General features: G+C 55.1%; 22 protein-coding genes. 10 read left to right on the top strand and 12 right to left on the bottom strand.

The annotated features are described in order from the left end of the window. Positions 1 to 33: 33 nt before the first annotated feature. The 3 genes from F1529_RS04645 to F1529_RS04635 form a co-directional block, all read right to left on the bottom strand. On the bottom strand, positions 34 to 1,593 hold the full coding sequence (locus F1529_RS04645) for a hypothetical protein (RefSeq protein WP_155132460.1): 1,560 nt from the start codon (positions 1,591 to 1,593) through the stop codon (positions 34 to 36). A gap of 86 nt (positions 1,594 to 1,679) precedes the next feature. Continuing rightward, on the bottom strand, positions 1,680 to 2,969 hold the full coding sequence (locus F1529_RS04640; protein ID WP_026949880.1) for an ISL3 family transposase: 1,290 nt from the start codon (positions 2,967 to 2,969) through the stop codon (positions 1,680 to 1,682). 51 nt (positions 2,970 to 3,020) lie between these two features. Next, on the bottom strand, positions 3,021 to 3,356 hold the full coding sequence (locus F1529_RS04635; protein ID WP_026949879.1) for a hypothetical protein: 336 nt from the start codon (positions 3,354 to 3,356) through the stop codon (positions 3,021 to 3,023). A gap of 92 nt (positions 3,357 to 3,448) precedes the next feature. Here F1529_RS04635 and F1529_RS04630 point away from each other — a divergent pair. From F1529_RS04630 to F1529_RS04605, 6 genes are all read left to right on the top strand, one after another. Next, a protein-coding gene (locus tag F1529_RS04630) for an IS3 family transposase (protein WP_155132457.1) occupies positions 3,449 to 4,584 on the top strand; the annotation gives its coding sequence in 2 pieces (ribosomal slippage) (positions 3,449 to 3,719 and positions 3,719 to 4,584; 1,137 coding nt in all). A gap of 242 nt (positions 4,585 to 4,826) precedes the next feature. Beyond that, positions 4,827 to 5,672 carry a phosphonate ABC transporter ATP-binding protein gene (gene phnC / locus F1529_RS04625; protein ID WP_011784779.1) on the top strand — a complete coding sequence of 282 codons (846 nt, stop codon included), beginning with the start codon at positions 4,827 to 4,829 and terminating at the stop codon, positions 5,670 to 5,672. Beyond that, positions 5,669 to 6,532: a phosphate/phosphite/phosphonate ABC transporter substrate-binding protein gene (phnD, locus tag F1529_RS04620; protein WP_155132454.1), complete on the top strand. Its 864-nt coding sequence runs from the start codon at positions 5,669 to 5,671 to the stop codon at positions 6,530 to 6,532. Before phnC ends, phnD begins: the two co-directional genes overlap by 4 nt. A gap of 10 nt (positions 6,533 to 6,542) precedes the next feature. Next, entirely contained in the window at positions 6,543 to 7,373 is an 831-nt protein-coding gene (gene phnE / locus F1529_RS04615; protein WP_026949875.1) for a phosphonate ABC transporter, permease protein PhnE, read from the top strand. 9 nt (positions 7,374 to 7,382) lie between these two features. Beyond that, complete coding sequence (locus F1529_RS04610) at positions 7,383 to 8,393, top strand: phosphonate dehydrogenase (RefSeq protein WP_026949874.1); 1,011 nt, start codon at positions 7,383 to 7,385, stop codon at positions 8,391 to 8,393. After that, positions 8,387 to 9,247 (top strand): LysR family transcriptional regulator, encoded by an 861-nt coding sequence (locus F1529_RS04605; protein WP_011783503.1) that lies wholly within the window; start codon positions 8,387 to 8,389, stop codon positions 9,245 to 9,247. The genes F1529_RS04610 and F1529_RS04605 overlap by 7 nt, the downstream gene beginning before the upstream one ends. Here F1529_RS04605 and F1529_RS17765 read toward each other — a convergent pair. The 4 genes from F1529_RS17765 to F1529_RS04585 are packed head-to-tail and all read right to left on the bottom strand — an operon-like array spanning position 9,162 to position 12,367. Next, positions 9,162 to 9,641 carry a reverse transcriptase domain-containing protein gene (locus F1529_RS17765; protein ID WP_155132451.1) on the bottom strand — a complete coding sequence of 160 codons (480 nt, stop codon included), beginning with the start codon at positions 9,639 to 9,641 and terminating at the stop codon, positions 9,162 to 9,164. The two genes, F1529_RS04605 and F1529_RS17765, sit on opposite strands and share 86 nt — an antisense overlap. Positions 9,642 to 9,643: 2 nt before the next feature. Next, positions 9,644 to 10,933 (bottom strand): ISL3-like element ISPpu12 family transposase, encoded by a 1,290-nt coding sequence (locus F1529_RS04595; RefSeq protein ID WP_004574636.1) that lies wholly within the window; start codon positions 10,931 to 10,933, stop codon positions 9,644 to 9,646. 21 nt (positions 10,934 to 10,954) lie between these two features. Continuing rightward, a complete protein-coding gene (lspA, locus tag F1529_RS04590) occupies positions 10,955 to 11,467 on the bottom strand; it encodes a signal peptidase II (RefSeq protein ID WP_008740521.1) in 513 nt (170 codons plus the stop codon). Between the two features lie 3 nt (positions 11,468 to 11,470). Then, entirely contained in the window at positions 11,471 to 12,367 is an 897-nt protein-coding gene (locus tag F1529_RS04585; protein ID WP_004364974.1) for a cation transporter, read from the bottom strand. Positions 12,368 to 12,462: 95 nt separating this feature from the next. Here F1529_RS04585 and cadR point away from each other — a divergent pair, with 95 nt between their 5' ends. From cadR to F1529_RS04570, 3 genes are all read left to right on the top strand, one after another. Continuing rightward, positions 12,463 to 12,870 carry a Cd(II)/Pb(II)-responsive transcriptional regulator gene (gene cadR / locus F1529_RS04580; protein WP_004364961.1) on the top strand — a complete coding sequence of 136 codons (408 nt, stop codon included), beginning with the start codon at positions 12,463 to 12,465 and terminating at the stop codon, positions 12,868 to 12,870. 958 nt (positions 12,871 to 13,828) lie between these two features. Continuing rightward, positions 13,829 to 16,222 carry a DNA/RNA helicase domain-containing protein gene (locus F1529_RS04575; protein ID WP_155132448.1) on the top strand — a complete coding sequence of 798 codons (2,394 nt, stop codon included), beginning with the start codon at positions 13,829 to 13,831 and terminating at the stop codon, positions 16,220 to 16,222. Between the two features lie 95 nt (positions 16,223 to 16,317). Next, a complete protein-coding gene (locus F1529_RS04570) occupies positions 16,318 to 16,674 on the top strand; it encodes a nucleotide pyrophosphohydrolase (protein WP_155132445.1) in 357 nt (118 codons plus the stop codon). Between the two features lie 233 nt (positions 16,675 to 16,907). Here the strand turns inward: F1529_RS04570 and dbpA are convergent, their stop codons facing one another. After that, entirely contained in the window at positions 16,908 to 18,287 is a 1,380-nt protein-coding gene (gene dbpA, locus F1529_RS04565) for an ATP-dependent RNA helicase DbpA (RefSeq protein ID WP_290517508.1), read from the bottom strand. Between the two features lie 170 nt (positions 18,288 to 18,457). Here dbpA and F1529_RS04560 point away from each other — a divergent pair, with 170 nt between their 5' ends. Beyond that, on the top strand, positions 18,458 to 19,150 hold the full coding sequence (locus F1529_RS04560) for a 4'-phosphopantetheinyl transferase (protein ID WP_155132439.1): 693 nt from the start codon (positions 18,458 to 18,460) through the stop codon (positions 19,148 to 19,150). 4 nt (positions 19,151 to 19,154) lie between these two features. Here F1529_RS04560 and fhuF read toward each other — a convergent pair whose 3' ends face one another. The 4 genes from fhuF to F1529_RS04540 all read right to left on the bottom strand — a co-directional run bounded on the left by fhuF (position 19,155) and on the right by F1529_RS04540 (position 24,578). After that, positions 19,155 to 19,889: a siderophore-iron reductase FhuF gene (gene fhuF, locus F1529_RS04555; RefSeq protein ID WP_155132437.1), complete on the bottom strand. Its 735-nt coding sequence runs from the start codon at positions 19,887 to 19,889 to the stop codon at positions 19,155 to 19,157. After that, positions 19,889 to 21,181: a lysine N(6)-hydroxylase/L-ornithine N(5)-oxygenase family protein gene (locus tag F1529_RS04550; RefSeq protein WP_155132435.1), complete on the bottom strand. Its 1,293-nt coding sequence runs from the start codon at positions 21,179 to 21,181 to the stop codon at positions 19,889 to 19,891. The genes fhuF and F1529_RS04550 overlap by 1 nt, the downstream gene beginning before the upstream one ends. A gap of 153 nt (positions 21,182 to 21,334) precedes the next feature. Beyond that, the gene (locus F1529_RS04545) at positions 21,335 to 22,321 is read right to left on the bottom strand and encodes a GNAT family N-acetyltransferase (protein WP_155132433.1); all 987 of its coding nucleotides are present in this window, start codon (positions 22,319 to 22,321) and stop codon (positions 21,335 to 21,337) included. Next, the gene (locus tag F1529_RS04540) at positions 22,311 to 24,578 is read right to left on the bottom strand and encodes a TonB-dependent siderophore receptor (protein ID WP_155132431.1); all 2,268 of its coding nucleotides are present in this window, start codon (positions 24,576 to 24,578) and stop codon (positions 22,311 to 22,313) included. The genes F1529_RS04545 and F1529_RS04540 overlap by 11 nt, the downstream gene beginning before the upstream one ends. Between the last annotated feature and the right edge of the window lie 79 nt (positions 24,579 to 24,657).

The following is a 24,657-nucleotide window of genomic DNA, read 5'->3' as shown; positions in this document are numbered from 1 at the left end:
GGGCAACCCCACAGCCCAATTTAGATGTGTTTACTAGCAACCTGTCGCTATGTACTCGCAGCTATGGAAACGACCATCCCGACCTCTATATGCCCTTTTGCTTGGGTAATACCAACTCATTCTGTCGCGGAACAAGCTGTCATTCAGTAGGCGATCATCGGAATCTGCGTAGCCTTTTTCGCCTGGCAGTTTGAGATAACGGTCGAACCAAGCCAATGTGTAATACTGGGCCACAGGATTAGCCCATCCCTTACCGATATCACTACCATCCGGGGCAATAATTTTCCCTCCCTCCCAGTAAGATGAGGGAAATGGATGGATCAATGACCATTCATAGTGTGTTGCGCCCCGGATATTAACTTGATACGTATCAACACCACTGTCGCGCCATAAATCAACACCTGCATTTTTGTTTTCTGCCGGGGGCTCTGAATGAGGCACAGGGACCAAAAAGTAATCGCCAGATTGCCCCATTGTTGGAACTCTGGGAATAACGTCAACATTATCCAGGCTATTTCCTAACATGAGGTTATCCCAAGCCACAGCAACTTTCACAGGGTTACTTTCATGCATCTTTCCTTGCCAGTCACTCTCGCCTTGCACCACTGAAACTGCCGTTGCACCCATTGAATGGCCAGCAATTCCAAGGCGCTCAGGGTCAAGGAGTTCGTGGATCGGGTTATATTCTGTCGTTTTAGCCAAGTTCAGATCTGACCTGGGACCAGGAGCACCCGGTAAGTTATGCGGATATACGTTATCCGGGGTCGAATAAAAGAAATCAATTGCATCAATCAAATTTCTTCGGAATACAACCGGGTTTGCATTACTTCCTAGCTTCCCGCCAGGAGCGGTTAAGTCTGAATACCCCTGCCCTCTAGGATCAAATGTCATTACAATATAGTCATTCTCAACTAACAACTGAGAAGCCCACCAGTACAGTGTTTCCGGCGCCTGCACAGATCCGTTAACTATAATAATGGCAGGATATTTTTTTCCTGGTTCAGGCTCTTTAGGGGCCCATACTCGTCCACTGATCCTGGCCCCTTCATTATCATAGAAGTTCACAGGATAAAACGTACCTATGGTTTCGTACCATTCGTCTGAACCTGGGTGTCGGAAGGGATCCCCAGCACAATGTGGAATAATCGAACCACACAGATTTAGCAAACTGTTCCAGAAGGGGTCAGTTAGCGTTCTTTCGACAAACACCAAAGAGTCTATTGCTCCCTGAGCAATGAGGCGCGTTTGGAACTTTAAATCTAATAACTGCTTAAATGTTGCTTCTGTTGCCTTCCTGTAGTTCTGAAGCTCACATTTCGTCCACTGAGAAGACGGGTAAATGGCTGCACGACAGGCAGAAATTTCGATCTGGTCCGTCTCCTCTTCCTCCTCTTCGCTGTCATTTGGCTCGTTTGGCTCGTTTGGCTCGTTTGGATCATCAGTATCTATAGGTTCTCTCGGTTCAGATGGCTGACTAGGTGTCAAGTCGACCCGAGCAGCATCTGAATCTGAACCACAAGCCGACAGAAAAAAGGTTAATGCAAAAACCAGGAAGACTTTATAGGAGCAATTATGTTTACATGGGAAATTCACGCAGCTCTCCGTAGCATATAGTTATTCTGGGTATACGGATTTAATGGTTGATGGGGCACCTTCACCCCATCAATCTGATACCACCCTCAGATGGTTGATAGATCGACTCCGTAGTTGAGTTCCTCTGCGAAGTCCGGCAGTCCGTAACCGATGGTTTTCTTGTAGAAAGGAGAGACCTTCGCAGTCGGTGCCTTCTTCTTGTGCTTCGTGGTGTAGAGCATTCGTGCCCGCATCACCTCGAAGGAGTAACCACGCCCTTCACGGTTCTTGTCCTTGGCCAGTCGGTTGATGGACTCCGTGTAAGCGTTGGTGACGGGCATGTCCGTTTCGAAGTAGGTCATGATCTCTTCGCGCCAGTTGCCCACCGCCCTGACCAGATCGCTCCAGACTTCCTTCTGGCCCTTCGGGATGGTGGCTATCCAGTTGTCCAGGGCGGCTTCTGCCTGGGGTCGTGTGGTGGCGTCCCAGATGCCGTAGAAGCGCTCCTTGTGCTCGTAGGCGGCCAGCAGTTGCGGGAATGCGCCTGTCCAGGTCTCCATGATGAGGCGCTCTCGGTCTGAGACTTCGTGAGCGCGTTTCAGCAGGATTTTCCGGTCTCCCTTGAGGGTTCGGCTTTGGGAGGGCTTCAGCTCCTTTCTGAGGCCCTTACGCACCTTCTCCAGCGCATCGTTGGCCATGCGCACCACATGGAACTTATCGACCACGATGCGGGCCTGTGGCAGCACGGCCTTGACCGCTGCCCGGTAGGGATTCCACATGTCCATGCTGACGATCTCAACCTTCTGCCGGTCTTTCATCTTCATCAGGTAGTTGGTCACCACGTCCTGACGGCGGGTAGCCAGCAGGTCGAGCAGGGTTCGCTCCTCGATGTTTGTCAGGATGCAGCGGTAGCGTTTGTTCAGGTACAGCTCGTCGATGCCCAGAATGCGGGGCGTCTCAAAGCGGTGCCAGCGCCCAAGGAACTCGGTTCGGGCGCTGAAGATGTCGCGTACCGTTTTCTCGTCCAGGCCGGTCTGGGCTGCCACGAAGGTGTAGGGGTGGTTGAAGGATTCCTTCTCTATGTACTCATGCAGCCGCAGCGTCATGCGGAAGCTGTCCGCCATCTCCGGTAGCCGGGGCCTGAAAGTGGTCTTGCAGGCCCGGCAGGTATAACGGCGGCGGATCACCCAAAGGGTGACGCGTTTTCCGTGGATAGGGAGATCACGGTACGCGACGTCGCGCTTTCCGAATCTGGCAAGCTCTCCCTCTACATCGCACTCCTCACAAGCTATAGGGTGAGGAGCTTCTAAATGGAAATGGAGATCGTGCTCTTCTACCTTGGTCCCCTGAATTTGGTATTTCGGAAGATGGAGAATATTCGCGGGCTCGCAGGCCACATAGCCTCCTTACTTTGTCCAGATTTTCGAAGTGTCAGAGAGCGTGCCTGCCTATTCTACAGAGCTAAGAACTGTAGCCGGATAAGTTAACAACAAAATGGCTAGCGTCCCCATTGCTGTTGCCATGGCCGCGATCAAAAAGATCTGTGAGAGACCGGCCAGCGTGAGAACATAGCTCCCAAGCACTGCGCCAAGACCAATCGCGCCATTGAAGATTGCCACATAGATTGCAGAGGCCGGCAGCGCGTCAGCGCCCGCTTCCTTGAGAATCCAAGTTTGGAATCCCACCAGAACAGCGGCAATTGCACCACCCCAAAGGATCAGCAATAGCGTCGTGCCCAGCAGCCCGAGCCCGCCTGCCAATGCGGATAGCAGCCACAACGCCACTGAAGCGAGACATAGTGCGACCAGGAGTGAGGTGGTCCCCGAAATCAGGACCAGGCGTTAAGCTCTGATCATGACGATTGGAGACGATAATCATGAGCAGGAAACGCAAGCAGTACAGCAGTGACTTCAAGGCCAAGGTGGCTCTCGCAGCCCTCAAGGGCGATCAGACAACGTCGGAGATCGCCGCCCGCTTCGAGATCCACCCCACCATGGTCAGCCAGTGGAAGCGTGAACTCCTGGACAACGCCACGGGCGTCTTCGAAGGCAAGGATGGTAAAGCCGCCCAGAAGAGCCAGGAGGAGATCGACACGCTTTACCGCGAGATCGGCAAGCTGACGGTGGAACGCGATTTTTTGTCGCGCAGGCTCGATCGTTGAGCCGGGCTCAGCGCTTGGCCTTGATCGAGCCGCCATCCTCCGACAATCCCAGCCTGCGCCGGCAGTGCCAATTGCTCGGTATCAGTCGCTCATCGCTATACTACCAGCGCCGTGAGTTACTCGCCGAGGACCTGATGCTAATGAGGCTGATCGACGAGGAGCATCTGCGGACGCCGGTCTACGGCTCCCGGCGGATGACGACCCATCTCAACCGCTTGGGGCACACGGTGAACCGCAAGCGGATCCGTCGCCTGATGCGGCAGATGGGGCTGCACGCGGTGTACCCGAAGCCGCGCACCAGCCAGTCTGGCGTGGGGCATCGGGTCTATCCTTACCTGCTCAGGGATCGCGTCATCGATCGTCCCAACCAAGTCTGGGCCACTGATGTGACGTATATCCCAATGGCGCGAGGGTTCATGTACCTGGTGGCCATCATGGACTGGCACAGTCGCCGTGTGCTGGCCTGGCGGGTATCGAACACCCTGGATACGGACTTCTGCATTGACGCACTGGAGGAGGCCCTGGAGCGCTATGGGCCGCCGAGCATCTTCAATAGCGATCAGGGCTGCCAATTCACCAGCCAGGCGTTCACCGAGGTACTGAAGGCCCATGGCGTCCGGATCAGCATGGATGGAAAAGGCTGCTACCGGGACAACATCTTCGTCGAACGGCTCTGGCGTAGCGTGAAGTACGAGTGCGTCTATCTGAAGGCCTTCGAAGATGGTGCCCACCTACGCCGGGAGCTGAGGAAGTACTTCACTTGGTACAACCGTCAGCGGCCCCATCAAGGGCTGGACGATGCGACACCCGATGAGGTGTACTTCGCTCAACCACTGACCCAGGCGGCCTGACGCCTGATGATGGTCCGGTCAGAGCTTAAATCGTCTGTCAGGTGGTCCAACGGATGGGGTCCACTTCACGTTCCACTTTGGCTGAGCTCCATGTATTTCACAGAGCCCTTCGGAAAATCCTTGCGAACCAAAAGCACTTCATCAACCTGTCACGTCAGTGACACGACGGTGTCATCCCTCAGCTTTACCGTTCAATTGTAACTCGCAATACGGCGAGCTTATTTATTGCAAAAGGTGATCCTGTGGCCCCAACTCAATCAACCAATGTGATGCTTCGAGTCGAGAGTATGGGCGTAACCTACCCGGGAAACGTCCTCGCGCTCAAACCCACCAACGTTCACTTTCACAAGGGCGAATTCACCGTGCTACTGGGACTTTCAGGCGCGGGTAAATCCACTCTGCTTCGTTCACTGAATCACCTGGTTAAGCCCACAACCGGGAAGGTTGTGTCTGGCGAGTTTGGTGAACTGACCAACCGTAGAATCCTGCGACAGCACCGCAGCCGCACCGCCATGGTGTTCCAGCATCACCAGCTGATCGAACGATACACCGCGTTACAGAATGTGCTGACAGGCAGACTTGCGTATCACGGTACTTGGCGAAGCCTGCTTCCCCTGCCCCGGCAGGACCTGGAGTTGGCTCTGCAATGCCTCGACCGCGTAGGTCTGGCTGACAAAGCGCTTTCCCGAGTAGATCAGTTGTCCGGCGGCCAGCAGCAGCGGGTTGGAATCGCCAGAGCATTGGTGCAGCAACCATCCATGATTCTTGCCGATGAGCCCGTTGCCAGCCTGGATCCGGCCACTTCTGAAAAGGTACTCGGCCTACTGCGCGATATTTGTCAGGAAGATGGAATCACCGCGGTTATTTCCTTGCACCAATTGGAATACGCCCAGCGTTTTGCAGACCGGATCATCGGCCTTTCGAACGCTCATATCGTTTTTGACGATGCTCCTGAAAACCTGAAATCGAAACACCTGGACGAGATTTACCACCGTTCACCCAGCGTGGTAGCTGCGGAAGGCAAACCAGCCATCCATAAACCTAAGACCACCCCGATAACGACAGACGTACTGGAGATAGCACAATGAAGACAATGATTCACTCTTTGCTGGCTCTGATAATGATGCTCGGCATCCATTGGCCAGCCCATGCCGCAGATACAGACCCTGATCTTTTGAAAGTTGCCTTGCTGCCGGATGAGAACGCGTCAGAACTGATCAAGCGAAACCAACCTTTGAAGGATTACCTGGAAACCACTCTTGGTAAGGAAGTAGAACTGATTGTTACCACCGATTACTCCTCCATGATCGAAGCCATGCGTTTTGGCCGAATTGACCTGGCTTACTTTGGTCCGTTGTCCTATGTGATGGCCAAGAGTAAGAGTGACATTGAACCCTTTGCCGCCATGGTGGTAGACGGGAAGCCGACTTATCGCTCCATCATTATTGCCAATGCGGACTCTGGCGTTGGCTCCTTCGCGGATATCAAAGGCAAGAAAATGGCCTACGGTGACCGCGCATCCACTTCCAGCCACCTGATCCCCAAGACCGTACTCCTTGAGAAGGCAGAGCTCGAAGCCGGAAAGGACTATGAGGCTCATTTCGTCGGTAGCCATGACGCTGTTGCGGTTAACGTCGCCAATGGCAATGCCGACGCCGGAGGGTTGTCCGAAGTTATCTTCGAGCATGTGATGGACCGCGGCTTGATTGATCGGAGCAAGGTCAAGGTGCTGGGCTACAGCGGTGACTTTCCTCAATACCCCTGGGCCCTGCGTTCGAACCTGGCCCCTGAGCTGAAGAGCAACATTCAGAAAGCCTTTCTGCAGATCGATGACCCGGAGATTCTCGACAACCTGAAGGCTGAGGGATTCGCGGCAATTACCGACGAAGATTACGATGTCATCCGCGCTATGGGTGGCCTGCTCAATCTTGATTTCGCAAAAATGTGAGGAGTGCCCCATGAGCTATACAACGACGGAACCGGCGACTCTGTCGCCGGCCCCGTCGGCCTCCGTGCTGGATGAGCACGCGAAAGGCTGGCGGAAAAAACTCGGACAGTCGCTGTTAGTGCTGCTCATCATTTTTGTCGCAAGTTGGTACGTAGGGCTGCTCAATTTCAATACACTTGCCAATGGCGTGCCAGCCATAGGCACACTCATTGGCGAATCTCTTCCACCTGACTTCACCAATGTGGCCAGCTGGGTGTCGCCGTTAATCGACACGCTTGCGATGAGTATTGCCGGTACTGCCATTGCAGTAACCTTGTCTGTGCCACTGGCATTCCTGGCTGCGCGCAACACCTCTCCACATCCGGTGGTGCTCCAAGTAACTCGAACCCTTTTAAACGGTTTGCGTTCAGTCCCGGAACTAATCATGGGCATCATCTTCGTGGCTGCTGTTGGTTTTGGGGCGTTGCCTGGCGTACTGGCGCTCGGTCTTCACTCCATTGGCATGGTTGGAAAGTTTTTTGCCGAAGCGATTGAGCATGTAGATGAGGCGCCAGTGGAAGCGGCCGATGCTGCCGGCGCTACTCGCTTGCAGGTGCTCTATCACGCCGTGCTGCCACAAGTACTTCCTCAGTTCGCGGACGTGTCCATTTATCGCTGGGAATACAATTTCCGTGCCTCGACCGTAATGGGCATGGTGGGTGCCGGTGGTATTGGCTTCGAATTGATGGGCTCGCTGAGAATCATGCAGTATCAGGAAGTCAGCGCCATTCTCATTGTCATCTTGTTGATGGTCACCGTCGTGGACAGTCTCAGTGGCCGCCTTCGTAAGAAATTCAAATAAGGAGCGTCGATGAAACCCAAGGTTGTGATAACCCATAAGGTCCATGACAGTGTTCTGGATGAACTTGCCCAAGATTGCGAGCTGGTCACCAACCAATCCGGCGCCACGTTGCCCCAGGAGGAAGTGGCTGCGCGCGTTGCAGACGCTGATGCGATGATGGCGTTCATGCCAGACCGAGTTGGAGTGGAGTTCCTACAGGGGTGTCCGCGCTTGAAGGTGATTGGTGCAGCCCTGAAAGGCTATGACAACTTTGATGTGGATGCCTGCACGCGTCATGGGGTTTGGCTGACATTTGTACCGGATTTGCTAACCGTGCCTACTGCAGAGCTAACGGTCGGGCTGACGATCAGTCTCACCCGACAAGTCAAGGCGGCGGACCACTTCGTTCGATCCGGTGAATTTACTGGCTGGACACCACGCTTCTATGGGCAGGGGATCGAAGGCTCACGGATTGGTATTGTGGGTATGGGGGCCATCGGCCAAGCGGTGGCGCAGCGCCTGAACGGATGGGGAGCGGATTTAATCTATTCCCAGCCGGAACGTTTACCCGTGCAGCATGAGCAGGCACTGGGTTTGTCCCATACTCCCCTCAAGATGCTGCTGGCCCAGTCAGATATTGTGATCCTGGCACTGGCGCTCAATGAGCAAACCCTCCACACCATTAATCGCGAAACGCTAACAGGAATGAAACCGGGCGCATTCCTTATCAATCCCTGCCGTGGATCTGTGGTGGATGAGGGTAGTGTTCTGCAAGCGCTTCAATCCGGTCAGTTGGGGGGGTACGCCGCTGATGTGTTTGAGATGGAAGATTGGGCGAGAGAAGATCGTCCGAGGGAGATCGCCCAGGGGCTCAGGGCCCACCCCAACACGCTGTTTACTGCTCACATCGGATCGGCAGTCAGCCAGGTGCGTCTGGCTATCGAGCAACGCGCTGCTCGGAACATTCTGCAAGTGCTTCGGGGTGAGCGGCCGGGTGATGCGATCAATGATCCCAGTGGCCGCGAGAGCGGCCCATGCTGAATCTTGTCTGGCTGAAGAGTTTCGTGGCGGTGCTGGACCACAACGGGTTTCAGGCCGCAGCCCGCCAGTTGGACATCGCACAACCCACACTGTCCCAGCACCTTCAAAAACTCGAAAACCAACTTGGCGTTTTATTGGTCCACAGGGGGCGCTCTGGCTGTGAGCCAACCCGGGCTGCCTTAACCTTGTTGCCTTTTGCCCGAAGTCTGCTCCGGCTGGAGGAGCAGGCGAGATCTTCCATTATGGAGGCTCGACTTCGCGTTGGGGCGAGCTCCAATATTGGGATTTATATGCTCCAGCCCTACATCCGTCGTTACAAGGAGCTGGGCGTAGGGCCCGAGGTGGATGTGGTAATAGATTCCAATCCGACTATTGCACGGCATTTATCGGACGGTGAGCTGGACGTGGCGATTATGGAGTGGTGGCATGATCTACCCGGATTCCATGCTCAGGCGTGGCGTAACGAGCCCGTTGTTCTAATCGTTCCGCCTGGTCACCCGTTAGCCCGTCGAACCGATATCGACCGCGATACGCTGTCTAACATGGCTCTGATCGGCGGCGAACCCGGCACCGGCACTGGCCGGCTTTTGGCGACCTACTTCGGTGAGCATGGGCCATTTCCGACGGTATCTATGCAGCTGGGTAGCACCGAAGCCGTCAAGCAAGCGGTTAAGGTCGGACTTGGCGCATCGTTGGTGCTTGAAAGTTCTGTACGGGAGGAGGTCCAAAATGGAAGTCTGGTGGCTATTCCCGTGAGTGAGCCTGGCCTTAGCAAGGAGCTGATGGTGATTTATCCGAGCAGCCTGGACAAACACAGGCCAGTATACTCGTTTGTTGGGCATCTCTGTGAATAGCTATTGGGTCCACCTCACGCATATCTAGCTGGGAATGCAGATACTGAGCCTCACGCTCACTTCGACAACGCAGTATTCCGTCATCTGCATATCGGCAGAATGGGATATCCGGATGACGAACGGTCAGCCAACGATCCAATGCATAATGCAGAAACAGGTTTGCCAGAACTGGCGATAACGGGCCACCTTGTGGTGTGCCAACGTTCCGTCGTTCCTGCTTACCATCTTTCGTCTGCATCGGTGCCGTTAGCCAGCGCCTCACATACAGCAGCACCCAGGATTCAGAGCAATGGTGGTCAAGAGCCTTGAGCAATAGCTCATGATCAATATGATCAAACGGGTATACGGATTTAATGGTTGATGGGGCACCCCCACCCCACCAACCTGAGATCATCCTCAGATGGTTGATAGATCGACCCCGTAGTTGAGTTCTTCTGCGAAGTCCGGCAGTCCGTAACCGATGGTTTTCTTGTAGAACGGAGAGACCTTCGCAGTCGGGGCCTTCTTCTTGTGCTTCGTGGTGTAGAGCATTCGTGCCCGCATCACCTCGAAGGAGTAACCGCGCCCTTCACGGTTCTTGTCCTTGGCCAGTCGGTTGATGGACTCCGTGTAAGCGTTGGTGACGGGCATGTCCGTCTCGAAGTAGGTCATGGTCTCTTCGCGCCAGTTTCCCACTGCCCTGACCAGATCGCTCCAGACTTCCTTTTGGCCCTTCGGGATGGTGGCTATCCACTCGTCCAGGGCGGCTTCTGCCTGGAGCCGTGTGGTGGCGTCCCAGATGCCGTAGAAGCGCTCCTTGTGCTCGTAGGCGGCCAGCAGTTGCGGGAACGCGCCTGTCCAGGTCTCCATGATGAGGCGCTCCCGGTCTGAGACTTCGTGAGCGCGTTTCAGCAGGATTTTCCGGTCTCCCTTGAGAGTCCGGCTCTGGGACGGTTTCAGCTCCTTTCTGAGGCCCTTGCGCACTCTCTCTAGGGCATCGTTGGCCATGCGCACCACATGGAACTTATCGACCACGATACGGGCCTGGGGCAGCACAGCCTTGACCGCTGCCCGGTAGGGGTTCCACATGTCCATGCTGACGATCTCGACCTTCTGCCGGTCTTTCAGCTTCATCAGGTAGTTGGTCACCACGTCCTGGCGGCGGGTGGCCAGCAGGTCGAGCAGGGTTCGCTCCTCAATGTTGGTCAGAATGCAGCGGTAGCGCTTGTTCAGGTATAGCTCGTCAATGCCCAGGATGCGGGGCGTCTCGAAGCGGTGCCAGCGCCCCAGGAACTCGGCGCGGGCGTTGAAGATGTCGCGCACCGTCTTCTCGTCCAGGCCGGTCTGTGCCGCCACAAAGGTGTAGGGGTGGTTGAAGGATTCCTTCTCCACGTACTCATGCAGCCGCAGTGTCATACGGAATCCGTCCACCATCTCCGGTAGCTGGGGCCTGAATGTTGTCTTGCAGGCCCGGCAGGTGTATCGGCGGCGGACCACCCAGAGAGTGACCCGCTTGCCGTGGATGGGCAGATCACGATAGGGAACGTCACGCTTGCCGAACCGTACGAACTCACCCTGCACGCCGCATTCCTCGCAGGCGATGGGATCGGGCACGTCCACCTGGAAGTGCATTTCGTCGTCGGTTGATTTGCAGCCCAGTACTTGGTATTGCGGCAGGTGAAGGATGTTGTCGGGAAGTTCGGTCATGGTGTTGTATAGGCGTAGGTGTCAGTCAGATCCATCCGGCTCGGCATTGGTGTTTGCTTTTTTACCCAACAAGCTGCTGGAAACGAAAAGTAAGGCACCGAGGACAATTGCAATATCAGCCAGGTTGAAGGCCGGCCAATGCCAGTCTCGCCAATAGAAATCAAAGGAATCCACAACATAGCCGCGAAAGACCCGGTCAATCAGGTTGCCCATGGCGCCACCGAGGATAAGACTGTAAGCGATGGCTTCTCCTTTATGACGATTTTCAAGGATCAGCTTGATCAGAAAAATCGAGACCACTACCGCGATTCCGATAAATAAGTAGCGCTGCCAGCCTCCACCATTCGCAAAAAGACTGAATGCGGCACCGGTGTTCCATAGGTGCACCCAGTTAAAGAACGGGGTCACCGAAACATACTCGCCATAGGCCATTGATTGCTGCACCAGCCACTTTACAGCCTGATCAGACGCTGCCAGCAGGCCCGATATGGACAATAGGGCATACGGCGAGAGCTTTTTGCCAATAATGAGCATTATTTAACCCTTCAACGCCAAAATGCGTCTGGCACCGTTAAGTACAATGCCCCCCGCGATGGTGCCGATAATCAGATCCGGATAATTGGAACCGGTCCACGCGACCAGGGCGCCGGCGGTGATGACCCCCAGGTTGATCACCACGTCGTTGGCCGAGAATATCCAGCTTGCCTTCATGTGCGCCCCGCCTTCCCGATGTTTGGATATGAGCAGCAGACAACTGGTATTGGCAATCAATGCGACGAATGCGATAGCCATCATCACCAGCGATTCAGGCTCACTACCGAATACAAAGCGTCTCACCACCTCTACGAGCACGCCCACAGCCAAGATCAGTTGCAGTACACCAGCAAGATGCGCGGCACGTACCTGCATTTTCACGCTATGTCCAACCGCATAAAGGGCAAGCCCGTACACCGCCGCATCGGCAAAATTGTCCAGGGATTCTCCAATCAGGCCGGTGGACCGGGCGATCAGACCGGCAGTCATTTCCACCACGAACAGAAGTGCATTGATGCCGAGCAACCAGCGCAGGGTCCCGGATTCTTGCTTAGCAGAAGCTGCCGAAAACTCGGCGGCCTTGATGGTCTCCGGATTTGCAGCGACGGTTTCCTGAAGCGAGGCGCCTAGCCCCAAGGTCTTCAGTTTCGAGGTGACGGGCTCGACCTCGCCGTCATGCACGACCTTCAGCCGGCGGTTCGACAAGTCGAAGGACAGCGCCCGAATCTCCTCAAAGCCGTTCAGGGCTAGGCGAATCATTCGTTCTTCTGATGGACAGTCCATCTTCGGCACGGCATAAACACTGACCCATCTCCCTGGCGCCTCGGAGGAGGCCTGTATATCGGTATCCGCTGCGGACGTTGCATCACCGCCACAGGCGCCACCACAGGATTTGCTCATGATACGACTCCACTTGAACAATGTTGTGGTACCATTTAAAACTATAAAGCTACTATAAGGTCAATAGAGTAAAGAATCCGTTGGGGAGGAGGCTGATGCGCATTGGTCAGTTGGCGCAGTTGGTAGGGGTCGAAACACAGACGATCCGCTTCTATGAACAGCAGGGCTTGTTGCCGCCGCCTGATCGGCAGGACAACGGTTACCGTGTCTATACCGAGAAGCATGGTGAGGGGCTGGCCTTCATCCGTCGCTGCAGAATCCTGGGCCTGTCACTGGCTGAGATTCACGAACTACAGAGCTATCAGGACGACCCTCATCAGCCTTGTACCGCCGTCAACGCCTTGCTCGATGATCACATCTCTCATGTGCGGTCGCAGATAACCGCTCTGCAAGCGCTTGAGAAACAACTCGTTTCACTGAGAGCGAGTTGCAACGATGACCGGGAAGTTGAGGCGTGTGGGGTTCTTGCTGGAATTAGCGAAGGAAACATGCACCAGCAGTAGGTGAAGCATCAACCAGATAATCCGATGAGATGCCGGTCCGTCTCACTCTCATGCAAAGGTAAGATCAACCATTTAATCCGCTTACCCGTTATTCTTTATACCTCCATGATTCATCGGTCTCATTTCTATGAGAATATTGAATCAAACGAGGCTCCCGAAAAGGGGAAACAAATATTGGCCTACAATCTACCCGCGGCAACCCCGCTTAACATTTAATATCAATTAAACACACATTGATAAAATCGGCATCCTTCTTAATTGCTAAAAGCTATTTCATCATGCAATCAAGCATTGCTCAGCCATTCCACTCTTCTATTATGAAAAATCCTTTGGGTCATTATTGTTCACTCCAGATCTTGTTGATGAGCAGGGCCCTTTACATAAATAACAAACACCGGGACATCATAATTAGTAAATTACTATTTACTAAAAATTAGATAACAATTACTCAGCCTTTTTAGATACTTATGTGAAAAGCTTCAACAACCTTCAACATAATATGGACTTGGATTTTTCTCTGGGTCGCGGGGCTTGCCGTTACTGTCTGAGGCTATAGAAATTCAAAGGTTATCAGATCGACAATTGTTAGCACTCACATACCCGCAATAACAGCCCCCTTAAGGGCCGGACAAACTATGCCATCAGAATCCGGCCAACTTATGGCTACACGAACATCCTGTTTTTGTAACCATAGTTTGGCCGTTTTGGAGAAACTATGGTGATAATGTCGTCACAACCAAGAAGAATCTCAAACGGAAGATGACAAACCCAGAGTATGTCTTGGCTCCACTCCGCAATATAGAAATCAAGGGAACTGGTCTCGCTCCCCTAACTTCAGCTGTGGCCGACACATCAGTTTCAGGTGATGTTATAGCAGCCCGCAAGATGCATAATTACACCATGCATGCATATTGAAAGCCTTATAATCACCTGTTTAAAAAAAGGAATTTTGCGGGATATGCTGGTCTACAACGCCACTAAGCAGCAGTTCATCGACGATGTTCGCGCCAACGTTATCACCGATGCCATCGAGAACGAGGTGGCACGCAAATTGAACCGCAACTCGCCGCGCAGTGAGGTGGCGTCATGGGAGAACTCCCTTCGCTTCATGATGAGCGCACTGTTAGACGAAGCAATTCCCGCGTCGGCCGGAGTGGCCATCGAATACAACATTCCGCTGACCAATCGCCGCGTGGACTTCATTCTGACCGGCAAGAACCACCAACGGAATGATGCGGCAGTCATCGTGGAGCTGAAACAATGGCAATCCGTCGAAGTGACGAAGAAGGATGCCATCGTGCGTACCCAGCTGGGCGGCGGCGTACGTGAGACCAACCATCCGTCGTATCAGGCATGGTCCTATGGCGCGTTGATCGAAGACTACAACGAGACAGTGCGCTCCGAGTCGATCCGCTTGGTGCCCTGCGCCTACCTGCACAACTTGAAGCAGAGCGACGCGATCAATGATCCCTTCTACGAGCAGCACACAAGTCGGGCGCCGGTTTTTATCTCGCAGGATGCCATGAAGCTCTCGGCGTTTCTTGGTCAGCACATCAAGTACGGTGACAGCAACAACATCATGTATCGCATCGAGCACGGTGCGATCAAGCCGAGCAAAAGCCTAGCGGATGCACTGGCATCGATGATGCAAGGCAGCGCCGAATTCCTGATGATCGACGAGCAAAAGCTGGTCTATGAAACTGCGCTTGACCTCGCTCACCGCGCAAGTAACGGCGCCAAACAGTGCCTCATCGTCAAGGGCGGGCCAGGTACCGGCAAGTCGGTGGTCGCCATCAACCTGCTGGTGGAGCTGACAAAGCGCGAGATGATGGCGCAGTACGTCTCGCGCAACTCTGCCCCTCGGGAGGTTTTCAAGAAGAGGCTGACCGGCACGCGCAAGAAGACCCATATCGACAACCTTTTCAAAGGCTCGGGCAGCTACGTCAACGCCGAGCCAGATACCTTCCATTCGTTGATCGTCGATGAGGCGCACCGCCTGAACGAAAAGTCCGGCATGTACCAGAACCTTGGTGAGAGTCAGATCAAGGAAATAATCGCCGCATCACGCTTCCCGATCTTCTTCATTGATGAAGCGCAACGCGTAACACTAAAGGACGTCGGCACGGTCGAGGAGATCCGGCGGCGTGCGGCCCAGTGCGGCGCCGATGTCCACGAGCTCGAGCTTGCCTCCCAGTTTCGCTGCAACGGCTCGGATGGCTATCTGGCCTGGCTCGATCATGCGCTCCAGGTGCGCACCACGGCCAATACCGATCTGGCAGATATCGACTACGACTTCCAGGTATTCGATGATCCGAACGCCATGCGCCTTGCGCTTCTCGAAAAGAACCGCAAGGCCAACAAGGCTCGGATGGTGGCGGGCTACTGCTGGCCTTGGGCCAGTAAAAAGGACAAGCACGCCATGGACATCATCTTTCCCGAGTATGGCTTTGCTGCCCAGTGGAACCTCGATGACGACGGTATGCTGTGGGCGATCGCCGATGGATCAGCTGAACAGGTCGGTTGTATCCACACCTGTCAGGGGCTCGAATTCGACTACGTTGGCGTCATCATTGGCAACGACTTCGTGATTCGTGACGGCCGTGCGGTGACAGACGCGACCAAGCGGGCAGCGCAAGACCGCTCGGTGCATGGCTACAAAAAAATGCTCAAAGAGCAGCCTGAACATGCACATGCCCTAGCAGACAAGATCATCAAGAACACCTATCGCACGCTGATGACGCGGGGCCAGAAGGGCTGTTACGTCTATGCCACGGACCCTGAGACCCGCGAGTACTTCGCGGCTTATGCTGACTCCCAAGCAATGGCCGTCGAGCAGCTGGCCGCGACCGAGAATGCCATGACGCTAGATGGCCTGCATCTTCCCATCGTGACGCGTGATGAGGCAGTTCAGTTCGAGCGCCACGTACCCGTGTACGACCTGAGCATTGCAGCCGGCGGGTTCAGCGAGATGCAGCTCGCCGACGCCGAACACTGGGTCGAGCTGCCGGACTTCATGCGTGTGAGCCCCGATTTGTTCGTCAGTCGGGTAGTGGGGGAGTCGATGAATCGGCGCATCCCCAACGGCGCCTGGTGCCTGTTCCGTGCCAACCCCAGCGGCACACGACAAGGCAAGGTCGTCGTGGTGCAGCATCGCGCCATTGAGGACCCGGACCACGGCGGCAGCTTCACGATCAAGCTGTATCGGAGCGAGAAGGTCGAGGAGTACGGCGAGTTCGTGAACCAGCGGATCGTACTAAAACCCCAGACCAACGCCTTCGACTACAAGGACATCGTACTCGAGGACGAGCTTGAGGATCTGAAGGTCATCGGTGAATTCCTTTCTGTGCTGTGACAAGTGGGCCGCTTATGCCGATGCTGACTGGATAGCGAGCGGCAGAGCAGGCATGCTCATCGCTATCCGATACCGTACAAACAGGTGATTCCCTGATGTCAGATCCGTTCAAGCAGCTCCGCAACGCCATGGACCAGTTCGCCACCGAGCGTGACTGGGATCAGTTCCACTCGCCCAAGAACCTTGCCATGGCGCTGACGGTGGAGGCAGCGGAGCTGCAGGAATGCTTCCAGTGGCTGACCGAGGCGCAATCCAGGGAGCTGGATGAGCAGCAACTGGCAGCCGTGCGTGACGAAATTGCCGATGTTCAGCTCTATCTGATCCGTTTGGCGGGCAAGCTGGACGTGGATATCGAAGCGGCCTGCCGGGCGAAGATGGAAAAGAATGCGGAGAAATATCCCGCCGACCAAGTGAAGGGAAGCGCGAAAAAGTACACGTATTATCAGGACTGATGTGTAGCAATTCAGCCACGCGCCCAGGTCTTCCTGCAATGTGTCCACGCTACTGTAGGTCTTTCACCGCCATATTGGCGGGTCGAGCTCCGGCAAAATAGTCTTGTGAACCCTCCAGATTCAGTTTTACTGATCGCGTTAGACGAGTTTGGATTAGCCGAAACTAACGGGGATGAACGGCAGACAGGATAGAAATGACCGAAGGCAAACTCCGGCCATTGTCATGACGAGGACTACAACTTTTTAACGCGCCGATTTTTGCCCTTGATTTTGCCTTTCAATAATCGCTCCAGCGCCAGGTCAGCACTGTCACGATCGATAGCCACATAGGCCTGATAATCCGTGACGGTAATCTTGCCCACTTTGTTGCCGGCAATCCCCGCATCACCGGTCAGCGCGCCGAGAATATCGCCGGGGCGAAGCTTGTCCTTGCGGCCGGCGCCGATGCACAACGTAATTGTCGGGGGCTGCAAGGTGTCACCTTCACGGGGCTTCAGGCTACTCACCGGGTGCCAGTTCAGGGGCGCGCCCTGCAATTCTTCAATGGCCATGGCACGACGGGATTCGCGCGGCGCTACCAGGTTGATGGCCAGGCCCTTTTCACCGGCTCGACCGGTACGGCCGACACGGTGAATGTGGGTCTGCGGTTCATGGGACAGTTCTGCATTGATAACCATATCCAGGTTATCGATATCCAGGCCCCGCGCTGCCACATCCGTGGCAACCAGCACCGACAGGCTGCGGTTGGCAAACAACGTCAGCACCTCATCGCGCTCGCGCTGTTCCAGGTCACTGTTGAGCACCATGGCCGACATCCCCTGCCGGCAAAGCTGGTTCACCACGTCCTGGCATTGCTTTTTGGTCACACAAAACACTACGCAGGACACCGGCCGGAAACAGGCAATGGCACGGGCCACCGCCTCTTCCCGCTCAGCAGGGTCGACTTCGTAGTAGCGCTGTTCGATCTGGCTGTTATCGTGAAGCGCTTCCACTTCTACATGCTGGGGGTTGTTCATGAAGGTTTCCGCCAGCTGCTTGATCCCTGCCGGATAGGTAGCCGAAAACAACAGGGTCTGGCGACGGGATGGCGTCTGCCGGATCACCTCGGCAATGCTATCGTAGAACCCCATATCGAGCATACGATCCGCTTCATCCAGCACCAGAGTATTCAGCCCTTCCAGACTCAGCGTGCCCTTGCTCAAATGCTTGAGCACACGCCCCGGCGTGCCCACCACGATCTGGGCCCCATGTTCCAGCGAGCCAATCTGCGGGCCGATGGGTTGCCCGCCACACAGGGTCAGCACCTTGATATTGCCGGGGCCACGGGCCAACCGGCGGATTTCCCCGGCCACCTGATCGGCCAGCTCCCGGGTAGGACACAACACCAACGCCTGGCAACCGTAATAGCGTGGATTCAATGGATGCAGCAGGCCAAGACCGAAAGCCGCCGTCTTGCCACTGCCGGTACTGGCCTGGGCAATCACGTCATGCCCTTTCAGCACAAATGGCAGGCTTTGTGCCTGCACCGGCGTCATGGTGGCGTAACCCAGGGTATTCAGGTTGGCGAGCAGTTCCGCAGACAGCGGCAGGGAAGCAAAAGAGGCATCAGTCACGGGAGCAGCCTGTGGCAAAGAAAGGTGGCAAGGAAACACTGACAACGCACGGCCAGCGTATGCCTAGTGTAGCAGTTGTCGCATTGCGGTGAGGATCAAATTGTGCGGCGACTGGGGGCCTCCGACTGGCACCTCTGATATAGTACCGGCAACCGGGAAATCTGTTGATCATGTCATTATTCCATCGCCCCGCATGCCTGACTCACCTGCACCGCGAAGAACTCGCCACCGGACTGGTGCGCGTGGGTTGCCACTACGCCCCTGAGCGTCTCTGCGACGACAGCTTTGCCCAGGCAGACATCCCCCTGCCACCCTCCCTGAGCACGGCGGTGGCCAAACGCCGCAGCGAGTACCTGGCCGGCCGATGGTGCGCCCGCGAAGCGCTGGCGATGCTGGGAATCGAGGGCATCCCGGCCCTGGGACCCGACCGGGCACCACAATGGCCCGCAGGCAGTCTGGGCAGCATTACCCATAGCCAGGGCATTGCTGAAGTGATGGTCGCCGACGCACGCCATTGGCTGACCGTAGGGCTGGACACGGAACAATGGCTCAGCGCAGAACGGGCAGCCCGGCTGTGCCGGGAATTGCTGACCCACGAAGAACGGGAACAACTGGAAGGGTTATCACCTATTCAGCGCGCCAATCGCATCACGCTGATTTTTTCCGCCAAGGAAAGCCTGTTCAAGGCGCTCTACCCGATCACCGGCAAACGCTTTTATTTCCATGACGCGGAGCGCCGGGATGCCCGTTCACTGACCCTGCTGAAAACCCTGTCGCCAGACTGGAAGCTTGGCGCCACCATTCCTTTTCGCTGGCGCGAACGGCAGCAAGGCGTGCTGAGCTGGATTGCCCTGCCCCGTTAGCGGGTTACGCTGCCATGCCCTTGCGGCACAGCCTGGGGCAGTCTTCACACAACGCCGTGTCCGGCAAACGAAAGCGAATGCAACAGGTACGACGCACGGTGATCACCGTGCCGGTGTTGGCGTTCATCCTATGCTGGTAGGCTCCGAACAAGGGATTTCTGTCACCGTTTTCAAAGGTGGGCTGATCAAGCAACGCCTGTCCCGGCGACCAGAGCATCTCCGGCAAACCCGCCCCTTTCAACTCCCCCGTGAACCAGTGGATGTAACGGCTGGCATTACTCCACAGTACCCGGGTGGATAGCCCCAGTGCCTGCTGCCAGGCAGTGATAACCGGCTGCAGGTTATCCCGCATTATTCCCTCGAAACGGGACAGCGGGTGCGCGGATGCCACAAGTTGTTGTCCGTCATCCGGCAACACAAAGACACCGGGCAGCCCCTGCGCATCCACCTCGACCGCCAGCACGTCTACCGACAAAGGCAATTCACGCTGCAGGATCAGGTTGGCCGCAAGCACCGGCGGCAACAGCCGCAAGAAATAGTATTTACTCCAGATGGAGAGCAGTGCCCGCTCGTCTTCCCCCTTCAAGTCAGGGCGAAATTGATACAACGACTGCCGTAACCGGCCGGCATCAAACAGATCGGTTAACGGGATGGCCACATCGTTCGGCTCGGCCAGGCGTAACAAGCGGCCATAGGAAGAAAAGCCCCCTTGAAACAAGGGGGCCAGAGCAGAAATCATCAGCTTGCACAGGCCGTTTCGAGCGGCCGGCTCTGCCGTTCTATCAACGCATCCACCACTTCCTGGGAGCGCACTGCCAAGATCGACAACAGGGTGTCACTGAGGCCATGGGTTTCTTCACAACAGCCCTGCAGGAACACATTGGCATGGCAGCCTGATGCCATGGGCAACCGATAACAGCGCTCCACGCCTTTCTCGGACATCCAGTCCGCCATGGGCGACAGCAACTGCTCATGGCCATTGCGGTTATAACCGGTGGCCAGCACCACCCCGTCATAGACTTCAGTCTGCTCCACGCCGGTGTCCTTGTTGCGCAGGGTCAACAGCACACGGGTGCCATCATTCTGCACACCAACGATATCGCGGTTGGACAGGAAGCGGTGCTGCACCTTGCCGGTCACTTTCTGCAGGTAAAGACGCTCGTAGATCTGTTCAATTTCCGCCAGGTCCACTACCGCGTAATTGGTCTGACTGAAACGTTTGAGAAAATCCTGTCGCTCGGATTCCGGCCGGGCGTAGATAGTATCCGTGAACGATGGATCGAAAATTTCGTTCACAAAAGCGCTGTCATCGGCCGGGTGCAGGGCCCGGCTGCGACTGACCAGATCCATCTTTCCATCCGGGTACTGGTCCATCAGATCCAGATAGATTTCAGCGGCACTCTGGCCTGCCCCGATCACGGCAATACGCGGCGTTTCGTGGCGACCAAACCGCTCGTATTCGTGCTTATAGCGCGATGAGTGAACCATGTTGTCACCCATCTTGCCGGCGAACACCGCCGGGATCTTCGGGTAACCACCAATGCCGATCACCAGGTTACGGGTAAAAATTTCCGTCTCACTGCCATCGGCGCTCCGTGAGCGAACGCGCACCCACTCCACTTCGCCACCCTGCTCCACCGGCTCAATGGCAATCACTTCCTGGCCGTAGTGCACATGCTCTTTAAACTGATCGGCGGACCAGCGCATGTAATCGTTATATTCCACACGGGTAGGAAAGAACGTCCCCATGTTGATAAAGGAATCCAGACGATTGTTGTCATGCAGGTAATTAACAAAGGTGAAACGGCTGGCGGGATTGCGCAGGGTCGCCAGGTCTTTCAGAAATGACACCTGCATGCGAGTGCCTTCCAGCAACATGCCGCCGTGCCATTCAAAGCGGGGTTGTTTTTCCAGGAAGCAGTAACGCAGGCCATCCAGGTCTTTCTGCTCGTCCAGTGCAATGGCAATGGCCAGGTTGGCCGGGCCAAAACCAATACCAACGACATCGTATTCCTGAGAATGAACGCTCATGGTGATATGTCCTCAATGTGGCGGAAGCCGAACGGCCTCCGGGTTATCCATACACCGACCACCGAAGAATTCGGACAGTCAGCCACTTGCTGCCGGATAGTGGTGGGCAGCGCGCCATGGCGGTTCAGAGTGAAAAAATCCGAACCGTGATTTTCAGCTCAGCTCGCAACGCTCAAAAAACGCATCACGATGCAGCACCATCAGGGCTGCGCGCTTGTGCGGAAAATCAAACTCCTTTGGCTTGGCAAATCGCCTGGCTTGAAGGTGTTGAATCATCCTGTCGTTATCCGAGCGTGGCTCGGACACAATCCTTGTGGTACGACAATCATCGAGAAACAGGTAATGGCAGAGCGCATTCAGCCATGCCTTTACCTTGTGCGGGCCACGGTGATGGTCTTCGCCCACCAGCATGTGAATCCCGCGATCAAAATCCTGTGCATCGTAATAGGGTGCGATGCGATCTTCCTTGGCCCAATACGCCTCAAAGTAGGCGAAGGGCTCATCATCAATGCAACCGATCAGGTTAAGCACTCGCGATTCTTTCGCCTGGCTCTCCAGGTAAGCGCGATGCTCTTCCAGGGTGCCGCTCTGTTCCCAGAAGGCAGCCACACGCTCGCTGTTCTGCCAGCGCATGAAACGGTGCAGGTCTTCCTCAATATCCAGCGTGCGCAGAGACACCCACGCCTGAATACCGGTATCAAAACGGCGGTACACTTCCCCCGCCGGCTTGGCGCGGCGTCGTGGGTGACGCCGGCCGGATTCATCCATGATCATGGTGACCGGATACGGCAAGGCATCGCCCTGGCTTAACCAGTCACCGGGCAGCTGCCAAAACATGTCGCGTTCCAGCCGTGCTGTTTGATTCTCTTCCTGAATCATGAAAGCAGCGTTAAAACCGCTCTCAAACTGCAGGGTGTTCATATCCGGCTGCGAGACAAAGAACGCCCAGGCAGCACGCAGAAGCTGCGTCGGTTCCTGGCAAGACTGCACCACACGGGCGATGCCGTCGGTCAGTTCCACCGTTAACAGATCCTGATCATCCCACTGGCACCGCCACTGCGGTGCCAGTGCCTGTTCAAACACATCCAGCCGCTGCCCACAGGGCAGCGGAATGGATTGGTAATGACTCTTACCAGGCATAGGTCACGCTGCCGATAACATTGCGACGGTCGCCGTACCAGCACCAGTAGTTACAGGTCGCCACATATTCTTTATCAAGAACATTCTTCGCAGCCACCTGAAACTTGAAATCGTTCCATTGGTAGGCAACGGTCGCATCAGCCACAGTGTAAGAAGGTACTTTCATGCTTTTTGATTCAAGGTCATCACCATAAGTGCTACCGACATAACGTCCGCCACCACCAATCGAGAAACCTTTCAATGGCCCCTGCAGGAATTGGTATTTAACCCAGGCAGACATTAAACGCTTAGCCACCTGGTTAGGCTGATTACCTTCAACGGCCGCGCCCCGCGCATCCGATTTAATTTCCGGATCCACCAATGTAGCATTAGCAACAAAGCTCAAGGATGGCGTAATGTTTGCTACACCTTCCAGCTCAACCCCTTGACTCTGAACTTCTCCAATTTGGCGAAACGAAGGGGTACCCGCAGTACCTGAAGCAAGATTTTCCTGACGAATCTTGAATGCCGCGGCATTGAAATAGCCATCAAACCCATCGGGCTGAAATTTCAAACCAACTTCGACCTGATCTCCCGATTCTGGCTTGGCGGGATTGTTATTTGCATCCAATTGAATAATTGGCTGGAAGAACTGTGAATAGCTCGTATACGCCGTCAGTCCATTGCCAAACAACCAGGCCAGGCCTGCATTCGCAGTCCATTCATCATTATCGTAATCCAGATCAACACCGGCATCTTTATTATCAAACTCAGTATCGACACGGTCATGACGGGCGCCGAGCATCAGCACAAGATGATCCTGAATTTTCACTTGGTCCTGCAAATAAAAACCCAGCTGGTAGCTATCCGTGGTTCGACGCTCACGATCAGCTTCCGTCAAACGATTAGCACCGGGCAAGGCGCCATCCAACAAGAAGACATCACCTGCGGCTGAATACTGCGGGTTATATACATTCAACGTATTTGCCGCAAACACCCCTGGCGCTACTTCTTCGCCCACAACAGGATCGGCGGCATAGTCCTTTCCATCAATATTGAGCAATTGATAGTCTACGCCTGCGAGAAGCGTGTGCTCCATGCCGTTAATTTCCCATTTATGGGTAAAGCGGTTATCCACATTAAAACTATCCGCATGCCCGTCTTCAGTAGAGGCATACCGAACGACTTCACTTCGCCCTGTAGGAACGCCAAAATCGTCGGCATAGGCAAGTGCGTACATCTGAATCAGATCGACATCGATTCGACCATAGCGAAAACTCTGCTGGAACGATGTTTTTTCGCTAAAGTCATGTTTGAGCTCATAGCCCAATGTGATCTGGGTGCGATCAAATTTCTCAAAATCCGGGTTACCCACTGCCACATCATCATCGATGAAACCATTTCCTCCCTGACTAGGGCTAAGAGTTCCTTCTGAAAGGTGGAACTGCAAGGCAGGATCGGAATTATCTTCCTGGTAGCTCGCCAGCAATGTCAGATCGGTTTGCTCCCCCAGCGCCAGCTTAAGTGATGGAGCAAAGAGGACACGTTCTTGTTCTACGTCATCTACCTGCGTTCCATTCTCTCGCCCCAGGACCTGAACACGAAAAGCATGGCCATCACCGATGGGGGCACCCACATCGACAGAAACCTGCTTGCGATCCCAGGTGCCGTATTCCACACCCACAGAGCCAAATGAGTAATCCTGTGGCCGCTTGCTGATTACATTAATGACGCCACCAGGGGGCGTTTGCCCATACAGAACGGAAGCTGGGCCACGAAGAATTTCTGTCCGCTCCAGCTGGAAGGGATCAATCTGCCAACTGTAGAAGCCACTCGAATAAGTTCGAGTCCCGTCGCGATACAATCCATTGTTTGCCTGCTTAAAGCCGCGAACAATAAACCAGTCTTGCTTATTGTCTTCCCCATAAAACCCCGCCTGAACCCCCGGGGTATAGCGCAGCGCATCACTGATGCTGACAGCAGCCCGGTCATCCATCTGCTCACGGGTGACGATTGAAACTGAGCGCGGAGTCTCACTGACCGGGGTATCGGTTTTCATGGCGGTCATGCTTCGCTGCCCCACATAACCGAAGTCGTCCCCGCCGTATGCGTCGTCTGACTGCTCGGCATTCACCTCGATAGTCTGCAATTCATCAGCGTCCTGCTGCTCTTCTGCCCAGGCAGGTGACGCTGCCATTGTCGCGGCTACCGCCAGCGCCAGCGGATTGCGGCCCCACTTCAGCCCCCGGATCAGCCCGCTCTCGGTCCGATTCCCCATGGTCGTTCTCCTAACAATCGTAAAAACTACAGTAATAGGAATGATTCGCAACTGCATTATACAGATTGCAAACCTTACG

This window comes from Alcanivorax sp. VBW004 (assembly GCF_009718865.1).
Taxonomy (GTDB): domain Bacteria; phylum Pseudomonadota; class Gammaproteobacteria; order Pseudomonadales; family Alcanivoracaceae; genus Alcanivorax.
The sequence above is the reverse complement of the archived record's forward strand: the minus strand, read 5'-3'. Positions and strand labels throughout refer to the sequence as shown.